Genomic DNA, 18555 nt, shown 5'->3' on the forward strand with positions numbered 1-18555 from the left:
CGCGCGAGCCCCGGTTTCCGAAAATGAGGCCCGCCTGGGCCGCCTAGGCCACGGCTCCCCTTGCCGCCAGGGGCAGCTTGATCACGAAGCGCGCGCCCTTGCCCGGCCCTGATTCCACGTGGATGGTGCCGCCGTGGTTGCGGCTGACGATGAAGTAGGAGACCGACAGCCCGAGCCCGGTGCCCTCGCCGGGCTTCTTCGTGGTGAAGAAGGGGTCGAACACGCGCAGGCGGTCCTTCTCCTCGAGCCCCGGGCCGTTGTCCTCGATCTCGATCACGGCCATGCCCTCCTGGCGGTGGAGCCTGAGCACGATGCGCGGGCGCTTCTTCGGCTCCTCCACCGAGTACATGGCCTGGGCCGCGTTGCGCAGGATGTTCAGCACCACCTGCTCGATCTCCATGGGGTAGCAGAAGACCGGGGGCATGTCCGACTCGTACTCGCGCACGATCTCGATGAGCTTGAAGTCGTATTTCTTCTTGAGGTCGTAGTCGGTGGAGGCGAGTTCCACGCCCCTGTCCAGCAGTTCGTCCAGCTTCACCTCCACGGAGGAGGCCTGCGCCCTGCGGGTGAACGTGAGCATGTTGCTGACGATCTTGGCCGCGCGCTGGCCCGACTCGCGGATGCCCCCCAGGAACTCCAGTATCTCGCGGCGCTCCAGGTAGTTCACCACGCTCGCGAGCTCGCAGCCGGACTCCTTCGCCGCGGCCGCGTTGGCGGGCAGGTCCGGCGAGATACGCCGCTGGATGTTCTGCACGCCCTGGAGGATGCCCGCCAGGGGGTTGTTGATCTCGTGGGCCATGCCAGCGGCCAGGCCGCCCAGCGACATCATCTTCTCGGTCTGGAGGATGAGCTCCTCCATGCGGGCCTGGTCGGTCACGTCGTCGATGCGGATGACCGCCCCGGGGATGCCGTTCTGGACCACCGGAAACACCAGCACGTTCTCGTGGCGCAGCTGGCCGTCGCGCATGTAGGAGCGGTTGTTCAGCGCGGCCGGGCGCGCGCCGTTCAGGGCCCCGCGCACGGCCTCCACGCTGGAGGAGAGCCTGGGCATCACGGCGGTGAGCTTGCGGCCGATGACCTCGTCGTGGGAGAGGCCCATGGCGGCGGCCGCGGGGGCGTTGACGTGGGTGACGCGCATGGCGTCGTCGATGCCGATCATCATGGAGGGCATGGAGTCCAGGATGTTCTGGATGAAGCCGTGGGCCTCGCGCAGGCGCTCCTCGGCGCGGGTGCGGTCCGTGATGTCCTCGAGCATGCCGTCGAAATACTCGGGCTGGCCGTCCTCGCCGAAGGTGGCCCTGGAGTGCAGGAGCCCCAGGCGCACGTCCCCGTCGGCGCGCTTGAAGCGCACGGTCAGCCTGGAGGCCTCGCCCCGGTTGGCCATCAGCTCGCGGTAGCGCTCCATGGCGGCGTCCTTCACGAAGACCTGGCCGTCGATGGTCTGCACGGCCCTGAGCAGGTCCGCCTGGGTGTCGTAGCCCAGGATGCGGGCCATGGCGGAGTTGGCCGAGAGGAAGCGCCCGCCGGGCGTGCAGCGGTAGATGCCCGCCAGGGCGTTCTCGTAGAGGTTGCGGTAGCGGGCCTCGGCCTCGGCGAGCCCCGTCTGGGACCGCTCGAGCTGCAGGTAGCGCTGTTTAAGCCTGCCCACCATGATCACGATGGAGTCGCGCAGGTTCTCCATCTCGCGCAGGAAGAACCCGCTGGGCACGCGGGCGTCGGCGTCCTCGCGGGAGCTCACGGCCAGGGCGTACGTCTCCACGGCCTTGAGCGGCTTGACCACCATCCTGTTCAGCACCAGCGAGAGCATGGCCACCAGCGCCGCGTTGAGGAGCGCGATGCCGAAGGCCAGCCTGTACAGGGCCGCCTTCATGGCCTCGCGCACGTGGGCCGCCGTGCCCCAGACGCTCACCTCCCCGATGTCGCGGGAGTTGAAGGCGATGGCGCTACGCTTCTCGATGAGGTCCGGCGCGCCGGGGGGCACCTCCGTCGCGGTCAGCGAGCCGTCCGACAGCCGCAGGCGCCCCGCCACCACGCGCTGGGTGATGGTGTCGCGCGCGACGACCGCCACCACGGATTTGTCGTTGAAGGCGTTCTCGATGATCTTGCTGGCCTGGTCGTCCTGGAAGTTCCACAGGGGCAGGGCCAGGCTCGACCCCAGCTGCGCCGAAACCGACGAGAGCATATCGTGGAGATCGAGGTAATACTTGTCTCTGCGATGGATGAAATCGATGAAGCCGAACGAGACGAGGACAGCCGTCGTGACGACGATAAGGACGAGGTTGATCGTTGTGGGGGTGGACGGCCGCTGTCTGAACATGTCGTCAACTTGATGCGCTTGGCGCGTGGTACTTCTTCAAGTATGTCATTTTACAATTCCTATGACATTGGTCTTGAAAACGCAATGGGCGCGGGTTGTTGCGGCTGCATGCCCGGAATGTGAGCGCCTTGCGTCCCGGGCTCCGGGGCCTCGCGCCGCCGGGAGCGGGGGAGGGTACGCGCTCCCCGGCGGAAACATGGACGTTTTTTCATGCTGTCGGCCCTGGCCGGGCCATCGCCTCTGGGATATGAACCGTTCGGCCCCGCCTCGCCCGGCGGCCGGCGTTTGCAATCCATAAGCCAGGACGGCACGCAATGACCCGCAGACTCTTTGGTTACCTTCTCGTGGCGGCGGTGATAGTCGCCGGCTACCTCTACAACGACCACATGCGGCGCGCCCCGGCCGCGCCCCAGGCCGTCCCGGCCCCGGCCGCGAAGCAGGAGCCCGCGCCCGAAGCCCCGGCGGCCAGGAAGGCCCCCGAGGCTCCCGCCGCGCCCGCCTCGAAGCCCGCCGCTTCGGGCGCGGACGTGCCCATGACGGACGGCAGGCTCCTGGCCAGGCTCGAGAACGGGCTCACCGTGCTCGTGCTCGAGGACAAGCGCTTCCCCCTGGTGGCCGAGCGCCTCTACGTCCGGGCCGGCTCGGCCTACGAGGCCAAGGGCCAGGGGGGCATCAGCCACCTGCTCGAGCACATGGTCTTCAACAGCACGGCCAAGCGCCTCAAGGGCGGCGTGGCCAGCGCCATCGAGGGCGCGGGCGGCGACACCAACGCCTCCACCAGCTTCGACTACACCCAGTACATGGCCGACCTGCCGAGCGAGCACTGGAAGCTTGGCCTGTACGTGCTCCAGGACATGATCTTCGGGGCCAAGTTCGACGCCGCCGAACTGGAGCAGGAGAAAAAGGTCGTCATCTCCGAGCTCGAGCGCGGCCAGGACGAGCCGGGGCAACGCCTCTTCCAGATGAGCCAGCGCCAGACCTGGAGCGGCCAGCCCTACGAGCACCCGATCATCGGCACGCGCGAATCCGTGAACTCCGTGACTCCGGACGACCTGCGCGCCTACGTCAAGCGCCTCTACCAGCCGCAGTCCATGCTCCTGGTGGTGGTGGGCGACGTGGACGCCCGGGAGGTCTTCGCCGAGGCCCAGGCCGTGTTCGGTTCGCTGGCCAACGACAGGACAGTGGTCCCGCCCGACGCCCCGGACAATTCGCCCGTGGTCACCGGCCCCACCTTCGAGGCCGCCTCGGGCAGCTGGAACAAGTGCTACCTGCGCCTCAACTTCGCCATCCCGGGCATGCACTCGGCCAAGGACGTGCCCCTGACGGTGCTCTCCGAGATGCTGGGCGGCGGAAAGACCTCCAAGTTCTACCGCAAGTTCGTCTACGAGACGCAGCTCGCCGACAGCGTGGACGTCTCGGCCATCACCCTGGAGCGCGGCGGCATGCTGAGCGTGGAGGCCACCCTGGACCCGGCCAAGGCCGAAGCCTTCTGGACCGCCCTGGTGGAGGAGCTGGCCGGGCTCAAGGCCGAGGCCTTCTCCGCCGAGGAGTTGGACCGCTCCAAGCTCAACATCGAGGATTCGCTCTACCGCGCGCGCGAAACCCTGCGCGGCCAGGCCAGCAAGCTGGCCTACTACCAGTTCTTCGGCTTCGGCCCCGAGGGCGAGGCCAACACGGTCTACGCCACCCGCAGCGTGGACAAGGCCCAGCTCGCAGGGTTGATCGAGGACTACCTCGACCCGCGCAACGCGAGCCTGTCGGTGCTCCTGCCCGGGCAGGACCAGGCCGGGGCGGACGCGAAAGCGCAGGCCATGCTGGCCGAGCTTTCAAAGAAATGGCCCGCCAAGCCCAGGCCCGTGGAACAGGCCCAGCGCGCAGGCAAGGCCCAGGCCCCGGAAGTGGTGGACCTGGGGGGAGGGCGCAAGGTCGTCCTGCTGCCCGACCCCACCATGCCCTACGCCTCGCTCACCCTGACCTACCGGGGCGGCGACGCCCTGCTGGAGAGCGCCGACCAGGGCCTGGCCGAGCTTTCGGGCAAGGCGCTCACGCGCTCCACGGCCAAGCGCGGCCCCCTGGACATGCAGGACTTCCTGGAGGACCGGGCCGCCTCGCTGTCCGCCTCCACCGGGCGCGACACCTTCACCGTGAGCGCGCGCTATCCCTCGCGCTTCGCCAAGGACATGACCGGGCTCTTCGCCGAGGTGGTCCTGGACCCGGCCTTCGACGCCTCGGAGGTCTCGCGGGCCAAGAAGCTCCAACTGGCCCAGATCGCCGAAGCCAACGACAGGCCCACCAGCCTGGCCTTCCGTCACCTCTTCCCGTTCCTCTTCCCCGAGGGGCACTACGGCTATTTCCGGGCCGGGCTGCCCGAGACCGTGCAGGGCTTCACGCCCGAAGAGGCCGCCGGGTTCTGGCGCAAGCAGCGCTCCATGCCCTGGGTCATGGCCGTGTGCGGCGTGTTCGACCGCGATGAGATATTGAAACTGGCGCGCTCCCTGGCCGTCTCCCCCGAGGGCCAGGCCCCCGCGTTCGCCGAGCCGGCCTGGTCGGCCAAGCGCGAGATGTCCATCAAGCTGCCCGAGCGCAACCAGACGCACCTGTTCTGGATCTTCCCCGTGGCCGGGAAAACCAGCCCGGACACCCCCGCCCTGGAGGTGCTGCGCACGGCCCTGGCCGGGCAGGGGGGGCTCCTCTTCCAGGACCTGCGCGACAAGCACGGCCTGGGGTACTCCGTGACGGCCTTCCTCTGGCAGTCGCCCAACACGGGCTTCCTGGCCTTCTACATCGGCACCACGCCCGACAAGGAGGCCCAGGCCATGGAGGGATTCGCGCGCGTGGCCGCCGAACTGGCCGCCACGGGCCTGGACGAGGGCCGCATCTCGCGGGCCAAGAACTCCATCGCGGGCGACTACTACCAGGAGCGCCAGAGCCTGGGCAGCCGCAGCCAGGAGGCCTCGCAGGACCTGGCCATGGGCTACCCCCTGGACTTCGAGCGCGAAATCGTGGCCAAGGTGGAGGCGCTGCCGGACGCCGCGGTGCTCGAAGCCGCGAGGAAGTACCTGGACCCGGCCAAGGCCTACCTGCTCAAGATCGAGCCCTAGGAGGGCTCGCGATCCCGACTGAAAACGGCCGGAAGCGTGCGCTTCCGGCCGTTTTTCTTGAGCTTGCGGGCGCGGCCGTTTCGCTTCGCCTTGAAATAAGCGGGGGTTGCGGTATCTTTCCCGGAGCAATTCCGGGAGGTTTCACGCCATGAGTCCGTCTTCGACCGCCTACGGCTTTCTCGTCGTGGCCATCGTCAGCGAGGTGATAGGCACCACGTGCCTGGCCAAGAGCGAGCAGTTCACCAAGGCCGTCCCCACTCTGGCCATGGTCGCCGCCTTCCTGAGCGCGCTCTACTTCTTGTCGCAGTCGCTCAAGGTGATCCCGGTGGGCATCGCCTACGCGATCTGGTCCGGGGTGGGCGTGGTGCTCACCGCCCTGATCGGGCTCGTGGTGTTCCAGCAGAAGCTCGACTTCGCGGCCATGGCGGGCATCGCCATGATCGTTGGCGGCGTGGCCGTGATCAACCTCTTCTCAAGCGTGTCGGGGCATTGAGCCCGGCGCGCGTCCGGCGCTTCAGTAATAGTTTCTCAGCTTGAGCTCCAACGGGTGCGGCCTGAGGTACGTCTGGTCCGCCAGGTAGGCCACCTTGTGCCTGCGCACGTGGTGGGCCACCAGCGTCACGGGCACAATGAGCGGCGTGAGCCCGGCGCGGTAGGCCGCGATGGCCTCGGCCAGCTCCAGTCGCTCGTCGGCGCTGGCGAGCTTGCGGAAGTACCCGGCCATGTGCTGGAGCACGTTCACGTTGCGGGCCACGGTGGCGATCTTGCCCATGGCCTCCAGGAGCATCCTTTCGTACCCGGCGGCCAGCACGGCGCGGTCCGCTCGCGCGCCTTCGGCCACGAGGCGCCCCATCTCCTTGGCCAGGGAGGGCGAGTGGGCCATCAGCTGGAGCTTGCGGCGCGAGTGGAAATCCACGAGCCTCGCGTATTCGCGCCCGGGGCCCTGCAGGGCCCGGGAGACTTCGCGCCAGTCCCTGAGCACGAAGATGCGCTCGATGAAGTTCTCGCGCAGCCTCGCGTCGCAGAGCCTGCCTTCCTCCTCCACGGGCAGCTGCGGGAAGCGCTCCATGAAGGCTTTGGCGAAGAGGCCCACGCCCTTTTGCGCGGGCATGCCGCCTTTTTCCGGATAGACCTTCACGCGCTCCATGCCCGAGGAGGGCGACTTGCTCTTGAAGATGAACCCGCAGAGGTCTTCGCTTGCCAGCTCCTCCACGCGCCGGGCCGCCCACTCGAGCATGGCTTCGGTCTTGTCCTGGCCGGAGCTTATCGTGACGAGCCTGGGCGAAGCAGGGTCGCCCACCAGGCGCATGGCCTCTCGCGGCACGCCGAAACCCGCTTCCATCTCCGGGCAGACCGGCACGAATTCCACGTGCGGGCCGAGCTCGCCGGTGATCCAGCGGTCGTGCTTATGCCCGCCGTCGTAGCGCACGGGCTGGCCGAGCAGGCAGGCGCTCACACCGATCTTCAATGGCTCATCCACGGGAGGCCCCCTGCGCGCCTTCCTCGTGGAGCGGCAGCGTGACCACGCAGCGCGTGCCCATGCCTTCCAGCGGGGCCAGGGTGATGTTGCCGAAGTACTTGCTGGCGATCACGCGGGCCATGGGCAGGCCGAAGCCCGTGGCCGTGGGCTGGGAGGAGTGGAAGGGGCTGAAGGCCTCGCCCATCTGCTCCTGGTTGAAGCGCGTGCCGTTGTTGATGATGGTGATCATGGCGAAACCGTCCTTGGTGGGGCTCGGCACCGAGGTCAGGCTGATGTTGGGCGAGTTCTGGTCGGCGTACTGGAAGGCGTTCTCCAGCAGGCAGGAGAACAGGATGCACAACTCCATGGGGTCGCCCGAGAGCATCGAGGCCTCGGGCGAGACGAACATCCTGAAGGCCGAGGCGGGCACCGGGCTTGCGGCCTGGATCTTCTCCACTGCCTTCAGGACCACGGGCGCGAGCTCCGCGCGGTTGAACGTGGCCTGCTGCTGGGTGATGTCCATGTAGGCGTTCACGTTCTTGGCCATGCGCTCCAGGCGCACGGCCTCGGAGAAGATCACCTCGGCGGCCTCGCGCACGGTGTCGTCGTCCTGGTGCGTGCGCAGGAGCCTGCGTGCGGCCCCGCCGATCACGGACACGGGGTTTCGCACCTGGTGCGAGATGCCCTGGATCACTTCCAGCTCGCACTGGGTGGCGAAGGTGACGTAGGCGTCGGTCTCCACCAGGAGGGAGAAGTCCACGGCCTTGTCCAGGGCGATGATGGCCTGGGGCTGCTCGGTCACGGGCAGGCCGGTGATGGCGGCCTCGTGCAGGAAGTTCCTGGCCAGGTTGTAGGCCAGGCTCACGTGGCGGTGGTCCACGTTGTGGACCACGTGGGCCTGGCCGCTGCGCCAGACGTGGTTCATGAAGTCGTCCCCGGCCCCGGCCGTGAAAAGAAGCGTGTGCCAGGCCCGCCAGTTGGCGTTGAGCTTCCCCGGGGGCTGGTTCTCCAGGATGATGCGCAGCTGCGGGCGGGAGCGGACGAAATCCTCTATGCGGTTGGCCAGCTCGGGGGCGCGGGGCAGGAAGACCGGAGCCCACTTGGCCAGCGAGGTGTCGTGGGCGGCGGTTAGGCCGAGCAGATCCTTGAACTGCCTGAGCCTGTCCTGCGGGAGCTTGAGAAGGGCCATGGGGTCTCCTTGCATTGGCTGGTGGAAGGCGTTACTGAGCCTTCCTTACTTCATTTCAGCCCATTGTGGAATATTTCATGAGAAAAGACTGCCCGTTGGACGCGCTGATCCTGGATTTCGGCGGGGTCGTGGCCGAGGAGGGCTTCGCGGCCGGGCTCAAGGCCCTGGCGCGCGGCGCCGGGCGCGACGAGCACGAGGTCTGGCAGGCGGGCCTCGCGGCCGTGTGGGACAGCGGCTACGTCACCGGCAAGGCGGACGAGGCCGCGTTTTGGAAGCTCTTCAAGGAGCGCACCGGGGTCGAGGGCGACGAGAACGCCTGGCGCGCGGAGATCTTCCGGCTCTTCGCGGTGCGGCCCTTCATGCGCGAGCTGGCCGAACGGTTCCGGGCCATGGGAGTCGCAACGGCCATCCTCTCCGACCAGACCGACTGGCTGGCCAGGCTGGACGCGGAGCAGGGGTTCTTCAAGCATTTCGACAAGGTCTACAACAGCTACGACCACGGGGCCACCAAGCTCGAGCCAGAGTTCTTCCTCATGGCCCTCAAGGACCTGGGGTGCGCCCCGGGGCGCGCGCTTTTCGTTGACGACAACCCCGGCAATGTGGAAAGAGCGCGGGCGCTCGGCATGCACGCCATCCACTACACCGGCCGCGAGGCCTTCGAGCGCGACCTGGCGCTGGTCTGCCCCGCCGCCCTGGACGGCTAGTCCCGGGCCAAACACAAAGGAAATCCAAAGAACATGCGCAAGCCCTCCATCTCGCTCACTCCCGAAGGCTGGCCTTCCATCATCCTGGCTGGCAGCGCCACCCTGGTCTTCTCGCTCTTGGGCTGGGCCGTCCCCGCCGTGCTGGGCCTGGTGACGCTGGCCCTGCTCCTCAACTTCTTCCGCGACCCGGAGCGCTTCGTGCCCGCCGACCCCGGGCTCGCCGTGGCTCCGGCCGACGGCCGGGTCATCAAGGTGGACAGCGCCGTGGACCCCGTCTCCGGCGAGGAGCGCGCGGTGGTGTGCATCTTCATGAACGTGTTCAACGTGCACGTGAACCGCGCCTGCGTGGCCGGCCGGGTGAGCGCCATGCGCTACTGGGAAGGCAAGTTCATCAACGCCAGCTTCGACAAGGCCTCGGAGCACAACGAGCGCCTGGCCGTGCAGGTCACCGACGAGGACGGCGCGGGCTGGACCATGGTGCAGATCGCCGGGCTCGTGGCCAGGCGCATCATCCCCTGGGCCCAGATGGGCGACCACCTGGAGCGCGGGCAGCGTTACGGCATGATCAAGTTCGGCTCGCGCGTGGACGTGTACCTGCCCGCCGGGTACGCCCCCGTGGTGGCCGTGGGCCAGCGCACCGCCGCCGGGCAGACGGTCATCGCGAAGAAGGCCTAACGGCCGCGGCCGCCGCGCGGCGGCCCTGCGGCGAATGCCGCTTGACCTTCACCGGAAATAGTCTAATTTGTCTTGCACCGGGTCGCTTGAGCGGCCCAATACAGTCATGGACCAACCAGAACGCAAGCCGCCCGCCAGGGGCGTATACATCCTGCCCAACCTGCTCACGACCGCGAGCCTCTTCTCCGGTTTCATGGGCATCCTTTGGGCCATCTCCGGCCAGTTCGAGCTCACTTCCATTGCCATCCTGGTCAGTTGCGTGTTTGACGGCCTGGACGGCAAGGTCGCGCGGCTGACCAACACCAGCTCCGACTTCGGCGTGCAGTTCGACTCCCTGTGCGACCTCGTGGCCTTCGGCGTCACGCCGGCCATCATGGTCTACCAGTGGGAGCTGGCCCAGTTCGGGCACCTGGGGCTCATGGCCTCGTTCCTGCTGGTGGCCTGCGGGGCCTTGCGCCTGGCGCGCTTCAACGTGCTGACCAAGACCACCAACAAGAAGTTCTTCCTGGGCTTGCCCATCCCGGCCCAGGCCTGCACGGTGGCCACGTTCTACCTCTTCGCCCAGTACCTGCCCTCGGGCGCGCAGTCCTACATGCCCAAGGTCTGCCTGGGGCTGGTCTACGTCCTGTCCTTCCTGATGGTCAGCCGGGTGCGCTACGCCTCCTTCAAGGAATACGGGCTCATCAAGGCCCATCCCTTCTCCATGATGGTCACGGCCATCCTGCTTTTCGTGCTGGTGGCTTCCCAGCCCAAGCTGCTGGGATTCATCATCTTCGCCGGATACATCATCTCCGGCGTGGTCTACACCTACGTTATCCTGCCCCGCCGCGCCTCGCTACGAGAGCCTTCCGAAGAGCTCTCATCATAACCTTACCCCCTCTTTTTTGCGATTTAGGCAATTGTCAACCGGAAGCGAGATGCGCTAACTAATCGCTTCCGGCCACGGACCTCATCTGAAGTTTCATCCCAAGCGGAGGAACACCATGCCAGAGCGTGTCGTGTTTTTCGACACCACCCTGCGCGACGGCGAGCAGTCTCCCGGCGCGACCATGAACCAGGAGGAGAAGATTCGCCTCGCCCAGCAGCTGGAGCGGCTCGGCGTGGACGTGATCGAGGCGGGTTTTCCGGCCGCCAGCGAGGGCGACTTCCAGGCAGTGAAGGCCATCGCCGAAACCGTGCGCGAGGTCCAGGTGGCGGGGCTCTGCCGGGCGCTGGAGTCCGACATCCGCCGCTGCCATGACGCCATCAAGGGCGCGCGCAACCCGCGCATCCACACCTTCCTGGCCACCTCGCCCCTGCACATGAAGCACAAGCTCGGCAAGGAGCCGCACCAGGTGCTGGAGATGATCGAGAAGGCCGTGACTCTGGCCGCCTCGCTCACCCCGGGCAACGTGGAGTTCTCCTGCGAGGACGCCTCGCGCTCCGAGCGGGACTTCTTGGCCACGGCCGTGGAGAGGGCCATCTCCTGCGGGGCCACCACCATCAACATTCCCGACACCGTGGGCTACGCCCAGCCGCAGGAGTTTTTCGAACTCATCCGCTTCCTGCTGACAACGGTGCCCAGCGCCTCCAAGGCCGTGTTCAGCGTGCACTGCCACAACGACCTGGGCCTGGCCGCGGCCAACACCCTGGCCGCGCTGCACGCCGGGGCCAGGCAGGCCGAGGTGACGCTCTGCGGCATCGGCGAGCGCGCCGGGAACGCCTCCCTGGAGGAGGTGGTCATGGCCCTCAAGACCCGCGCTTGCTACTACAACCTGGAGACGGGCATCAAAAGCGAGCAGATCTATCCGTCCTCGCGCCTGCTCTCCATGATCATCGGCCAGCCCATCCCGCCCTACAAGCCCATCATCGGCGGCAACGCCTTCGCCCACGAGTCCGGAATCCACCAGGCCGGGGTGCTCAAGTGCGCCGAAACCTACGAGATCATGACGCCCCAGTCCGTGGGCCGCGCCGGCAACGAGATGGTGCTCGGCAAGCATTCGGGGCGAAACGCGGTCAAGGCCCGCCTGGAGGACCTGGGCTTCTCGCTCACCGAGGAGCAGGTCACCCAGATGACCGAGGCCGTGAAGAACCTGGCCGACAAGAAGAAGCACATCTATTCCGAGGACGTGGAAGCCCTGGTCCTCGAAGAGATATACCGCCTGCCCGACAGGTTCCGCCTGAAGAAGCTTTCGGTTCTTTCGGGCAACATGGGCGTGGAGCCCGTGGCCGCCATCGTCATGGGCATCGCGGGCGAGGAGAAGAAGCTCTCGGGGTTCGGCGTCGGCCCCATCGACGCCGTGTTCAACACAATCAGCCAACTCACGGGCAGAAGCCCGCTGCTCAAGCAGTACGCGGTCAACGCCGTCACGGGCGGTACGGACGCCCAGGCCGAAGTGACCGTGCGCCTGGAGGAGGGCGGACACAAGTCGGTGGGCCGTGGTTCGGACGCGGACGTCATCGTCGCCAGCGCCAAGGCCTACGTGAACGCTCTCAACAGGTTGGCCAAAAAGGAGGAAGAGAGGGAATGCGCCAGACTTTAGCCCAGAAGATCCTGCAGGGCCGCACCGAGGAGTCCATCACCCAGGACGGCCAGATCGTCCGCTGCCGGGTGGACCTCGTGCTGGCCAACGACATCACCGCGCCGCTCGCCATCAAGAGCTTCAAGAAGATGGGCGCGGAGAAGGTCTTCGACAAGGACAAGATCGCCCTTGTCTGCGACCACTTCACCCCCAACAAGGACATCGACTCCGCCGAGCAGGTCAAGGTGGTGCGCGAGTTCGCCAAGGCCATGAACGTCACCCACTACTACGAGGGCGGCGACTGCGGCGTGGAGCACGCCCTGTTGCCGGAGCTCGGCCTCGTGGGCCCGGGCGACGTGGTGGTTGGCGCGGACTCGCACACCTGCACCTACGGCGGCCTGGGCGCGTTCGCCACGGGCATGGGCTCCACGGACATCGCCGGGGCCATGGTCCTTGGCGAGACGTGGTTCAAGGTGCCCCCGACCATCCGCGTGCTCCTGGAAGGCAAGCTGCCCCAGTGGGTGGTGGGCAAGGACCTGATCCTTGAGCTCATCGGGCGCATCGGCGTCTCCGGGGCGCTCTACAAGGCCCTGGAGTTCGGCGGCCCCGTGGTGGAGATGCTCTCCATCGAGCAGCGCCTGTCCATGTCCAACATGGCCATCGAGGCGGGCGGCAAGGTGGGCCTGTTCCCGGCCGACGCGAAGGCCCTGGCCTACGCCAAGGCCGCCGGGCGCACGGGCGACAAGGAGATGCACGCCGACGAGGGCGCGCACTACGAGCGCGAGGTGGTCATCGACTGCGCCGCGCTCACCCCGCGCGTGGCCTGCCCGCACCTGCCCGACAACGTCAAGCCCGTTGAGGACTGCGCGGGCATCCGCATCGACCAGTCCGTGATCGGCTCCTGCACCAACGGCCGCATAGAGGACATGCGCGAAGCCGCCGCCGTGCTCAAGGGCCGCAAGGTGGCCAAGCACGTGCGCTGCATCGTGCTGCCCGCCACGCCCTCCATCTGGAAGCAGGCCCTGAAGGAAGGGCTCCTGGAGACCTTCATGGACTCCGGCTGCGTGGTCGGTCCCCCGACCTGCGGGCCGTGCCTGGGCGGGCACATGGGCATCCTGGCCGCTGGCGAGCGCTCCATCGCCACCACCAACCGCAACTTCAAGGGCCGCATGGGCTCGCTGGAGTCGGAAGTGTACCTCTCCAACCCGGCGGTGGCCGCCGCTTCGGCGGTGGCTGGCGAGATCAGCCATCCCGGCAAGCTGTAAGGGGATTTCAGCCATGTACAAAGGTAAAGCGCACAAGGTCGGCGCCCACATCGACACGGACGCCATCATCCCGGCCCGCTTCCTGGTGACCACGGACACCGCCCTGCTGGGACAGAACTGCATGGAAGGCCTGGAGTCCGGCTGGGTCAAGCGGGTGACCAAGGGCGACATCATGGTCGGCGGCGAGAACTTCGGCTGCGGCTCCTCGCGCGAGCACGCCCCCCTGGCCATCATCGGCGCTGGCATCCCGGTCGTGGTGGCCCACAGCTTCGCCCGCATCTTCTACCGCAACGGCTTCAACATGGGGCTCATCCTCCTGGAAGTCGGCGACGAAGTGGCCAAGATCAACGACGGCGACGAGATCGAGGTGGACGCCGAGGCGGGTGTGATCAACAACCTCACCACCGGCCAGACCATCAAGACCGCGCCCGTGCCGCCCTTCATGCAGGGCATCCTGGACAAGGGCGGGCTGGTCAACTACGTGAAAGACCGCCTGAACGCCTAGATCCGCATCCGGGCCGCCCTTCGGGGCGGCCCGTTCATTATCACAAGGAGACCAACCGGCGATGATCAAAAATATCGTCATCCTGCCCGGAGACGGCATCGGGCCCGAGATCATGGCCCAGGCCGAGAAGACCCTCGCCAAGATCGGCGAGAAGTTCGGCCACACCTTCAACGTCAGCTACGAGCTCATCGGCGGCGCGGCCATCGACGCCCAGAACACCCCCTTGCCGCAGAAGACCATCGACGCCTGCAAGGCCGCCGACGCGGTGCTCCTGGGCGCGGTGGGCGGCCCCAAGTGGGACACCATCGAAAAATCCATCCGCCCCGAGCGCGGCCTGCTTGGCATCCGCAAGGAGCTGGGCCTCTTCGCCAACCTGCGCCCGGCCAAGCTCTTCGACGAGCTCAAGGCCGCCTGCTGCCTGCGCCCGGACATCATCGGCCAGGGTTTGGACGTGATGGTCATCCGCGAGCTCACGGGCGGGGCCTACTTCGGCACCCCCAAGGGCCAGGAAGTGCGCGACGGCGAGCGCGTTGCCTACAACAACATGATCTACTCCGAGTCCGAGGTCCGCCGCATCGCCAAGGTGGGCTTCGAGACCGCGCGCAAGCGCGGCGGCAAGCTCTGCTCCGTGGACAAGGCCAACGTGCTGGACGTGTCCCAGCTCTGGCGCGAGGTGGTGATCGAGGTCTCCAAGGACTACCCCGACGTGGAGCTCTCCCACATGTACGTGGACAACGCGGCCATGCAGCTGGTGCGCAACCCCGGGCAGTTCGACACCATCGTCACCGAGAACCTCTTCGGCGACATCCTCTCCGACGAGGCAGCCGTGATCACCGGCTCCATCGGCATGCTGCCCTCGGCCTCGCTCGGCGCTTCCGGCCCGGGCCTGTACGAGCCCATCCACGGCTCCGCCCCGGACATCGCCGGGCAGGACAAGGCCAACCCCCTGGCCACCGTCCTCTCCGTGGCCATGATGCTGCGCTACCAGTTCGCCATGGCCGCCGAGGCCGACGCCATCGAGAACGCCGTCTCCTCGATCCTCAAGGAGGGCTTCCGCACCGGCGACATCATGGAGCCCGGCAAGACCCTGGTGGGCTGCGTGAAGATGGGCGACCTGGTGGCCGAGCGCCTCTAATACCCGCCTCCCGCCTGCTGCTTGAAGAGGGCCGCGAGGCCCTCTTTTTTTGCCTCCCGGCTCTCCTTTCGTGACTTTTCCCGGCCAGCCCCCGCATTAGCCATCATTTCCTGGACTCCCGGCGAACATCTCGGGTATGTGGCATGACATGCTCGATCACCCGGAAGTGCTCTCCGCGCATGGCGATCGCCACCGGCATGGTTGGGTATTGCATCGATGAATCGTGAATGAACCGGGCGATCCGGAAACCCGATGGCGGGGTGGGGCGGGGCTCCGGGCGCGAACACACCAAGGAGAAGCTGGCATGCACGATTGCGAGAGGAATTATTACAGGACGCTCTACGAGGCCATCAAGGTGATCAACTCGAGCCTCGAACCCGTGGACCTCTTGGGCAGGATCGCCGAGCAGACCGCCAAGGCCATGGAGGTCAAGGCCTGCTCGCTCAGGCTCCTGGACCGCACGGGCGCGAACCTGCTGCCCGGGGCCTCCTACGGCCTGTCCAAGGGCTATTTGCGCAAGGGCAAGGTCGAGGTGCTCAAAAGCAGGCTCGACGCCCAGGCCCTGACCGGGGCAACGGTGCAGGTGAAGGACGCCGCCACGGACCCGCGCTTCCAGTACCAGGAAGCGGCCAAGGCCGAGGGCATCAAGTCCGTGCTGGTGGTGCCGCTCACGCTCGTGGACAAGAAGGTCATCGGCGTGATGCGCGTCTATTCCGGCGAGGAGCGCGAGTTCTGCGACTCCGAGGTGGAGTTCCTCTCCATCATGGCCAACCTCTCGGCCATCGCCATCGAGAACGCGCGGCTGCACCAGGCGCTCAAGTCCGACTACGAGCTTCTGACGGCCTTCCAGTACCAAACCTTCGAGGACTAGCGAGGTCGCCATGAGCAAGGTCAAGGTTGGCATCAACGGTTTCGGCCGCATCGGCCGCCAGGTTCTCAAGGCCCTCTACGAGCAGCACCACGACGTGGCCGAGGTGGTGGCCGTCAACGACCTCTTCGACACGCACACCAACGCCCACCTGCTGGGCTACGACACCAACTACGGGCGCTTCCAGGTGGACATCCGCACCGACGGCGACGACATGGCCGTGGGCGACTGGCACGTGCGCTGCTCCAAGGAGCGCGACCCGCGCAACATCCTCTGGGCCGACGCCGGGGTGGACATCGTCGTGGAGTCCACGGGCATCTTCCGCACGGGCGAGCAGGCGGCCATGCACGTCGAGTCCGGGGCCAAGAAGGTGATCATCTCCGCGCCCGCCAAGGACGAAGACATCACCATCGTCATGGGCGTCAACGAGGGCAACTACGACCCGGCCGCGCACAGGATCATCTCCAACGCCTCCTGCACCACCAACTGCCTGGCCCCCGTGGCCAAGGTGGTCCACGAGGCCTTCGGCATCGTCTCGGGCGTGATGTGCACCGTGCACTCCTACACCAACGACCAGCGCATCCTGGACCTGCCGCACAAGGACCTGCGCCGGGCGCGCGCTGCGGCCTGCAACATCATCCCCACCTCCACGGGCGCGGCCAAGGCCGTGGCCCTGGTGATCCCGGAGCTCAAGGGCCGCTTCACGGGGTATTCGCTGCGCGTGCCCACCCCGGCGGTGTCGGTGGTGGACTTCGCGGCCATCCTGGAGAAGCCCACGGACACCAAGACCATGCGCGAGACCCTGAAGGCCGCGGCCGAAGGGCCGCTCAAGGGCGTGATGGGCTACAGCGAGGAGCCGCTGGTCTCGTCCGACTTCAAGGGCGACCCGCGCTCGGGCGTGGTGGAGGCGGAGTTCACCTCGGTGCAGGACGGCGTGTTGGCCAAGATCGTGGCCTGGTACGACAACGAGTGGGGCTACTCCTGCCGCGTGGGCGATTTGATCAGCTTCATCGCTGGGAAGGGATTGTAAGAGAGGCGCTGTTGGGCGCGCGACGGTAAACGAGGATTGAAAGAAAGGGGCGGCATGCGCAAGCATGCCGCCTTTTTCATATTGCTCTCCATGTATTATTGTGGCAAATCATGTTTCGAGGCTTGGTGCCATGTTGAATGTCGCGGTTTCTGTGCTATGTCGATGCAGAGTTGTGCGTTTTTTATTTGTTAATTGTGAGTCGACGCTTTATAAAACCTTGATAGTCGATTGTTTGCACGTCAAACATGGTCGTTGTTGGAGGAATGGTGGCTATTACCCTTAAGCGTCAATTGAATGATGAAGAGAAGCGAATCATACTTGCCAGGCATGGGAGATGCTGCTTTGCGGATGGGCACAAAATACCTGATACTGAGAAAGTGCACTTTGATCATGTCAGGGCGTATGCTTTGGGGGGGCAGTCAGAACTCGACAACATTGCTCCGATGTGTGAGTTCCACAATAAGTCAAAAGGTGTTCTGCAGCTTGAGGATTACAGAATAAGGCTTCGCCTTGATAAGTTTTTTAACAAAGGTGATCGATTGACGCTGAAGGACTTGCTTGAGCACCTCAAAAGTGAAGATGATATTGTTTCGTACGGAGGTTCTGTCCATGTCACGTGTCAGGATGATTCAATATCACTTGAAAATCATTCGTTTCGTGGAGCTTTTCCTCTTCAAGAGTGCCCGAGGACAGGGTGGAAGTATTTCTTTGCCAGTCTTCCTGTCAGTATATTGAACAGCGATGATGATGAGGGGGATCATATTGGCCTTCAGCCGCGATATTTAATTTTTGATAAGGTTTTTGAGATGTACCGGCATTTCCAGGTTTACCCTGTGCTTCAACCCTCGGTCGGCCGTATATTCAACGACAAGATACTTCTTTTTGATGGACAGCATAAGGCTGCGTCCCTTCTGTGGGGAGGGGCAAAGTCTTTTGAGTGTAAGATATATGTCGATCCTGACGTCAGGATATTGAACCAGGCTAATATTTCTGCACACGACAAGTTTGCTCAAACAAGATTCTTTTCGTCGATTATGATTTTGAAACTCGGAAATCAATTTGGTCAAGATTTCGAGGAGTACAAAAATCGTGAAGATATTCATGTAAAAAGTGAATTTGGATTTCTTTCATTTCTTGAGCAAAAAGACCCTTCACTCACAAGAGGAGAGAGAAATAGGAGGTTTAGAAGTTACTTGTATAATTCAATTTTAGAAGACGACGAAAACAAGATGAAAAATCTGATATCAATCAGCAATAGAAGTTCAAAAGAACAGCCGATAACAGTAGATTCTTTGTCAAAGTCGATTTTTGCTTGCTTCTTGTTTACTGATCCAGTTTCTGACGATATGCTCTCTGGAAGCTATAAAAGAGAGGCGGAGTTCAAGAATGTTACGACTCTTATGAACCAAATATATGATATGTCTTTGCACTCATGGGACGCAAAGGCTGGGCCAAATTCTGATGAACAGCTTAAATTGGAGCGGTTGTTTTCCTCGAAATCAATAATGGCCTGGAGTGAGATTTTTAAAGACGCTGTGTGCGCAAAGCTTGATATACATGATAGCGACGATAAGCGTAAACCGTTTTATAGGGATATGTCTGAAGCGGAAATGTCAAAGATAAAGGAAATACTTGAACGTCTCATTGGGTGGCAGGGGTGGAAGTCCCCAAAAGGAAACGAGATTGATACGGTTTTAGCCGGAAGCAAAAGCTCGCTCAAAGAATGGTTCCGGAGCAAAGGCCTGACGACTGGGTTTCTTATGGGAGCCCCGATGTAGGCCTTGATTGCTCGGATGATTGATTGTC

At 64.7% G+C, this 18555-nt stretch carries 16 protein-coding genes; 13 read left to right on the forward strand and 3 right to left on the reverse strand.

The window, feature by feature from the left end:
* Positions 1 to 43: 43 nt before the first annotated feature.
* Positions 44 to 2182 carry a PAS domain-containing sensor histidine kinase gene (locus ACZ5V4_RS17035; RefSeq protein WP_464316066.1) on the reverse strand — a complete coding sequence of 713 codons (2139 nt, stop codon included), beginning with the start codon at positions 2180 to 2182 and terminating at the stop codon, positions 44 to 46.
* 3 nt (positions 2183 to 2185) lie between these two features.
* Here ACZ5V4_RS17035 and ACZ5V4_RS17040 point away from each other — a divergent pair, with 3 nt between their 5' ends.
* The 3 genes from ACZ5V4_RS17040 (at position 2186) to ACZ5V4_RS17050 (ending at position 5911) form a co-directional block, all read left to right on the forward strand.
* Positions 2186 to 2440 carry a hypothetical protein gene (locus ACZ5V4_RS17040; protein WP_464316067.1) on the forward strand — a complete coding sequence of 85 codons (255 nt, stop codon included), beginning with the start codon at positions 2186 to 2188 and terminating at the stop codon, positions 2438 to 2440.
* A 191-nt stretch (positions 2441 to 2631) separates the two neighbouring features.
* Positions 2632 to 5418, forward strand: a complete 2787-nt coding sequence (locus ACZ5V4_RS17045) for a M16 family metallopeptidase (RefSeq protein WP_464316068.1) — start codon at positions 2632 to 2634, stop codon at positions 5416 to 5418.
* A 148-nt stretch (positions 5419 to 5566) separates the two neighbouring features.
* Positions 5567 to 5911 (forward strand): DMT family transporter, encoded by a 345-nt coding sequence (locus ACZ5V4_RS17050; protein ID WP_464316069.1) that lies wholly within the window; start codon positions 5567 to 5569, stop codon positions 5909 to 5911.
* 21 nt (positions 5912 to 5932) lie between these two features.
* Here ACZ5V4_RS17050 and ACZ5V4_RS17055 read toward each other — a convergent pair whose 3' ends face one another.
* Both ACZ5V4_RS17055 and ACZ5V4_RS17060 read right to left on the reverse strand, forming a co-directional pair.
* On the reverse strand, positions 5933 to 6898 hold the full coding sequence (locus tag ACZ5V4_RS17055) for a YbgA family protein (protein WP_464316070.1): 966 nt from the start codon (positions 6896 to 6898) through the stop codon (positions 5933 to 5935).
* A complete protein-coding gene (locus tag ACZ5V4_RS17060) occupies positions 6891 to 8066 on the reverse strand; it encodes an ATP-binding protein (protein ID WP_464316071.1) in 1176 nt (391 codons plus the stop codon). The genes ACZ5V4_RS17055 and ACZ5V4_RS17060 overlap by 8 nt, the downstream gene beginning before the upstream one ends.
* 77 nt (positions 8067 to 8143) lie before the next feature.
* Between ACZ5V4_RS17060 and ACZ5V4_RS17065 the strand changes: the two genes are divergently transcribed.
* The 10 genes from ACZ5V4_RS17065 to ACZ5V4_RS17110 all read left to right on the forward strand — a co-directional run bounded on the left by ACZ5V4_RS17065 (position 8144) and on the right by ACZ5V4_RS17110 (position 18527).
* Positions 8144 to 8770 carry an HAD family hydrolase gene (locus ACZ5V4_RS17065; RefSeq protein WP_464316072.1) on the forward strand — a complete coding sequence of 209 codons (627 nt, stop codon included), beginning with the start codon at positions 8144 to 8146 and terminating at the stop codon, positions 8768 to 8770.
* 33 nt (positions 8771 to 8803) lie between these two features.
* On the forward strand, positions 8804 to 9445 hold the full coding sequence (locus ACZ5V4_RS17070; protein WP_464316073.1) for a phosphatidylserine decarboxylase family protein: 642 nt from the start codon (positions 8804 to 8806) through the stop codon (positions 9443 to 9445).
* Between the two features lie 106 nt (positions 9446 to 9551).
* Entirely contained in the window at positions 9552 to 10313 is a 762-nt protein-coding gene (gene pssA / locus ACZ5V4_RS17075; protein WP_464316074.1) for a CDP-diacylglycerol--serine O-phosphatidyltransferase, read from the forward strand.
* Between the two features lie 115 nt (positions 10314 to 10428).
* Positions 10429 to 11967: a 2-isopropylmalate synthase gene (locus tag ACZ5V4_RS17080; protein ID WP_464316075.1), complete on the forward strand. Its 1539-nt coding sequence runs from the start codon at positions 10429 to 10431 to the stop codon at positions 11965 to 11967.
* Complete coding sequence (gene leuC, locus ACZ5V4_RS17085) at positions 11952 to 13211, forward strand: 3-isopropylmalate dehydratase large subunit (RefSeq protein ID WP_464316076.1); 1260 nt, start codon at positions 11952 to 11954, stop codon at positions 13209 to 13211. Before ACZ5V4_RS17080 ends, leuC begins: the two co-directional genes overlap by 16 nt.
* 13 nt (positions 13212 to 13224) lie before the next feature.
* Positions 13225 to 13716, forward strand: coding sequence for a 3-isopropylmalate dehydratase small subunit (locus ACZ5V4_RS17090; protein ID WP_464316077.1), 492 nt, complete (start codon positions 13225 to 13227; stop codon positions 13714 to 13716).
* 61 nt (positions 13717 to 13777) lie between these two features.
* Complete coding sequence (gene leuB, locus ACZ5V4_RS17095; RefSeq protein WP_464316078.1) at positions 13778 to 14851, forward strand: 3-isopropylmalate dehydrogenase; 1074 nt, start codon at positions 13778 to 13780, stop codon at positions 14849 to 14851.
* A 304-nt stretch (positions 14852 to 15155) separates the two neighbouring features.
* Complete coding sequence (locus ACZ5V4_RS17100; RefSeq protein WP_464316079.1) at positions 15156 to 15722, forward strand: GAF domain-containing protein; 567 nt, start codon at positions 15156 to 15158, stop codon at positions 15720 to 15722.
* Between the two features lie 10 nt (positions 15723 to 15732).
* Positions 15733 to 16749, forward strand: coding sequence for a type I glyceraldehyde-3-phosphate dehydrogenase (gene gap, locus ACZ5V4_RS17105; protein ID WP_464316080.1), 1017 nt, complete (start codon positions 15733 to 15735; stop codon positions 16747 to 16749).
* 266 nt (positions 16750 to 17015) lie between these two features.
* Positions 17016 to 18527, forward strand: a complete 1512-nt coding sequence (locus ACZ5V4_RS17110; RefSeq protein ID WP_464316081.1) for an HNH endonuclease signature motif containing protein — start codon at positions 17016 to 17018, stop codon at positions 18525 to 18527.
* Positions 18528 to 18555: the final 28 nt, after the last annotated feature.

The sequence above is a fragment of the Fundidesulfovibrio sp. YSD1 genome (assembly GCF_055397115.1).

Excerpts from the sequence above, each read along its gene's own strand:
- ACZ5V4_RS17035 (WP_464316066.1), bottom strand. The coding sequence starts at position 2,182 with ATGCTCTCGTCGGTTTCGGCGCAGCTGGGGTCGAGCCTGGCCCTGCCC.
- ACZ5V4_RS17045 (WP_464316068.1), top strand. The coding sequence starts at position 2,632 with ATGACCCGCAGACTCTTTGGTTACCTTCTCGTGGCGGCGGTGATAGTC.
- ACZ5V4_RS17050 (WP_464316069.1), top strand. The coding sequence starts at position 5,567 with ATGAGTCCGTCTTCGACCGCCTACGGCTTTCTCGTCGTGGCCATCGTC.
- ACZ5V4_RS17060 (WP_464316071.1), bottom strand. The coding sequence starts at position 8,066 with ATGGCCCTTCTCAAGCTCCCGCAGGACAGGCTCAGGCAGTTCAAGGAT.
- ACZ5V4_RS17065 (WP_464316072.1), top strand. The coding sequence starts at position 8,144 with ATGAGAAAAGACTGCCCGTTGGACGCGCTGATCCTGGATTTCGGCGGG.
- ACZ5V4_RS17070 (WP_464316073.1), top strand. The coding sequence starts at position 8,804 with ATGCGCAAGCCCTCCATCTCGCTCACTCCCGAAGGCTGGCCTTCCATC.
- pssA (WP_464316074.1), top strand. The coding sequence starts at position 9,552 with ATGGACCAACCAGAACGCAAGCCGCCCGCCAGGGGCGTATACATCCTG.
- ACZ5V4_RS17080 (WP_464316075.1), top strand. The coding sequence starts at position 10,429 with ATGCCAGAGCGTGTCGTGTTTTTCGACACCACCCTGCGCGACGGCGAG.
- leuC (WP_464316076.1), top strand. The coding sequence starts at position 11,952 with ATGCGCCAGACTTTAGCCCAGAAGATCCTGCAGGGCCGCACCGAGGAG.
- ACZ5V4_RS17090 (WP_464316077.1), top strand. The coding sequence starts at position 13,225 with ATGTACAAAGGTAAAGCGCACAAGGTCGGCGCCCACATCGACACGGAC.
- leuB (WP_464316078.1), top strand. The coding sequence starts at position 13,778 with ATGATCAAAAATATCGTCATCCTGCCCGGAGACGGCATCGGGCCCGAG.
- ACZ5V4_RS17100 (WP_464316079.1), top strand. The coding sequence starts at position 15,156 with ATGCACGATTGCGAGAGGAATTATTACAGGACGCTCTACGAGGCCATC.
- gap (WP_464316080.1), top strand. The coding sequence starts at position 15,733 with ATGAGCAAGGTCAAGGTTGGCATCAACGGTTTCGGCCGCATCGGCCGC.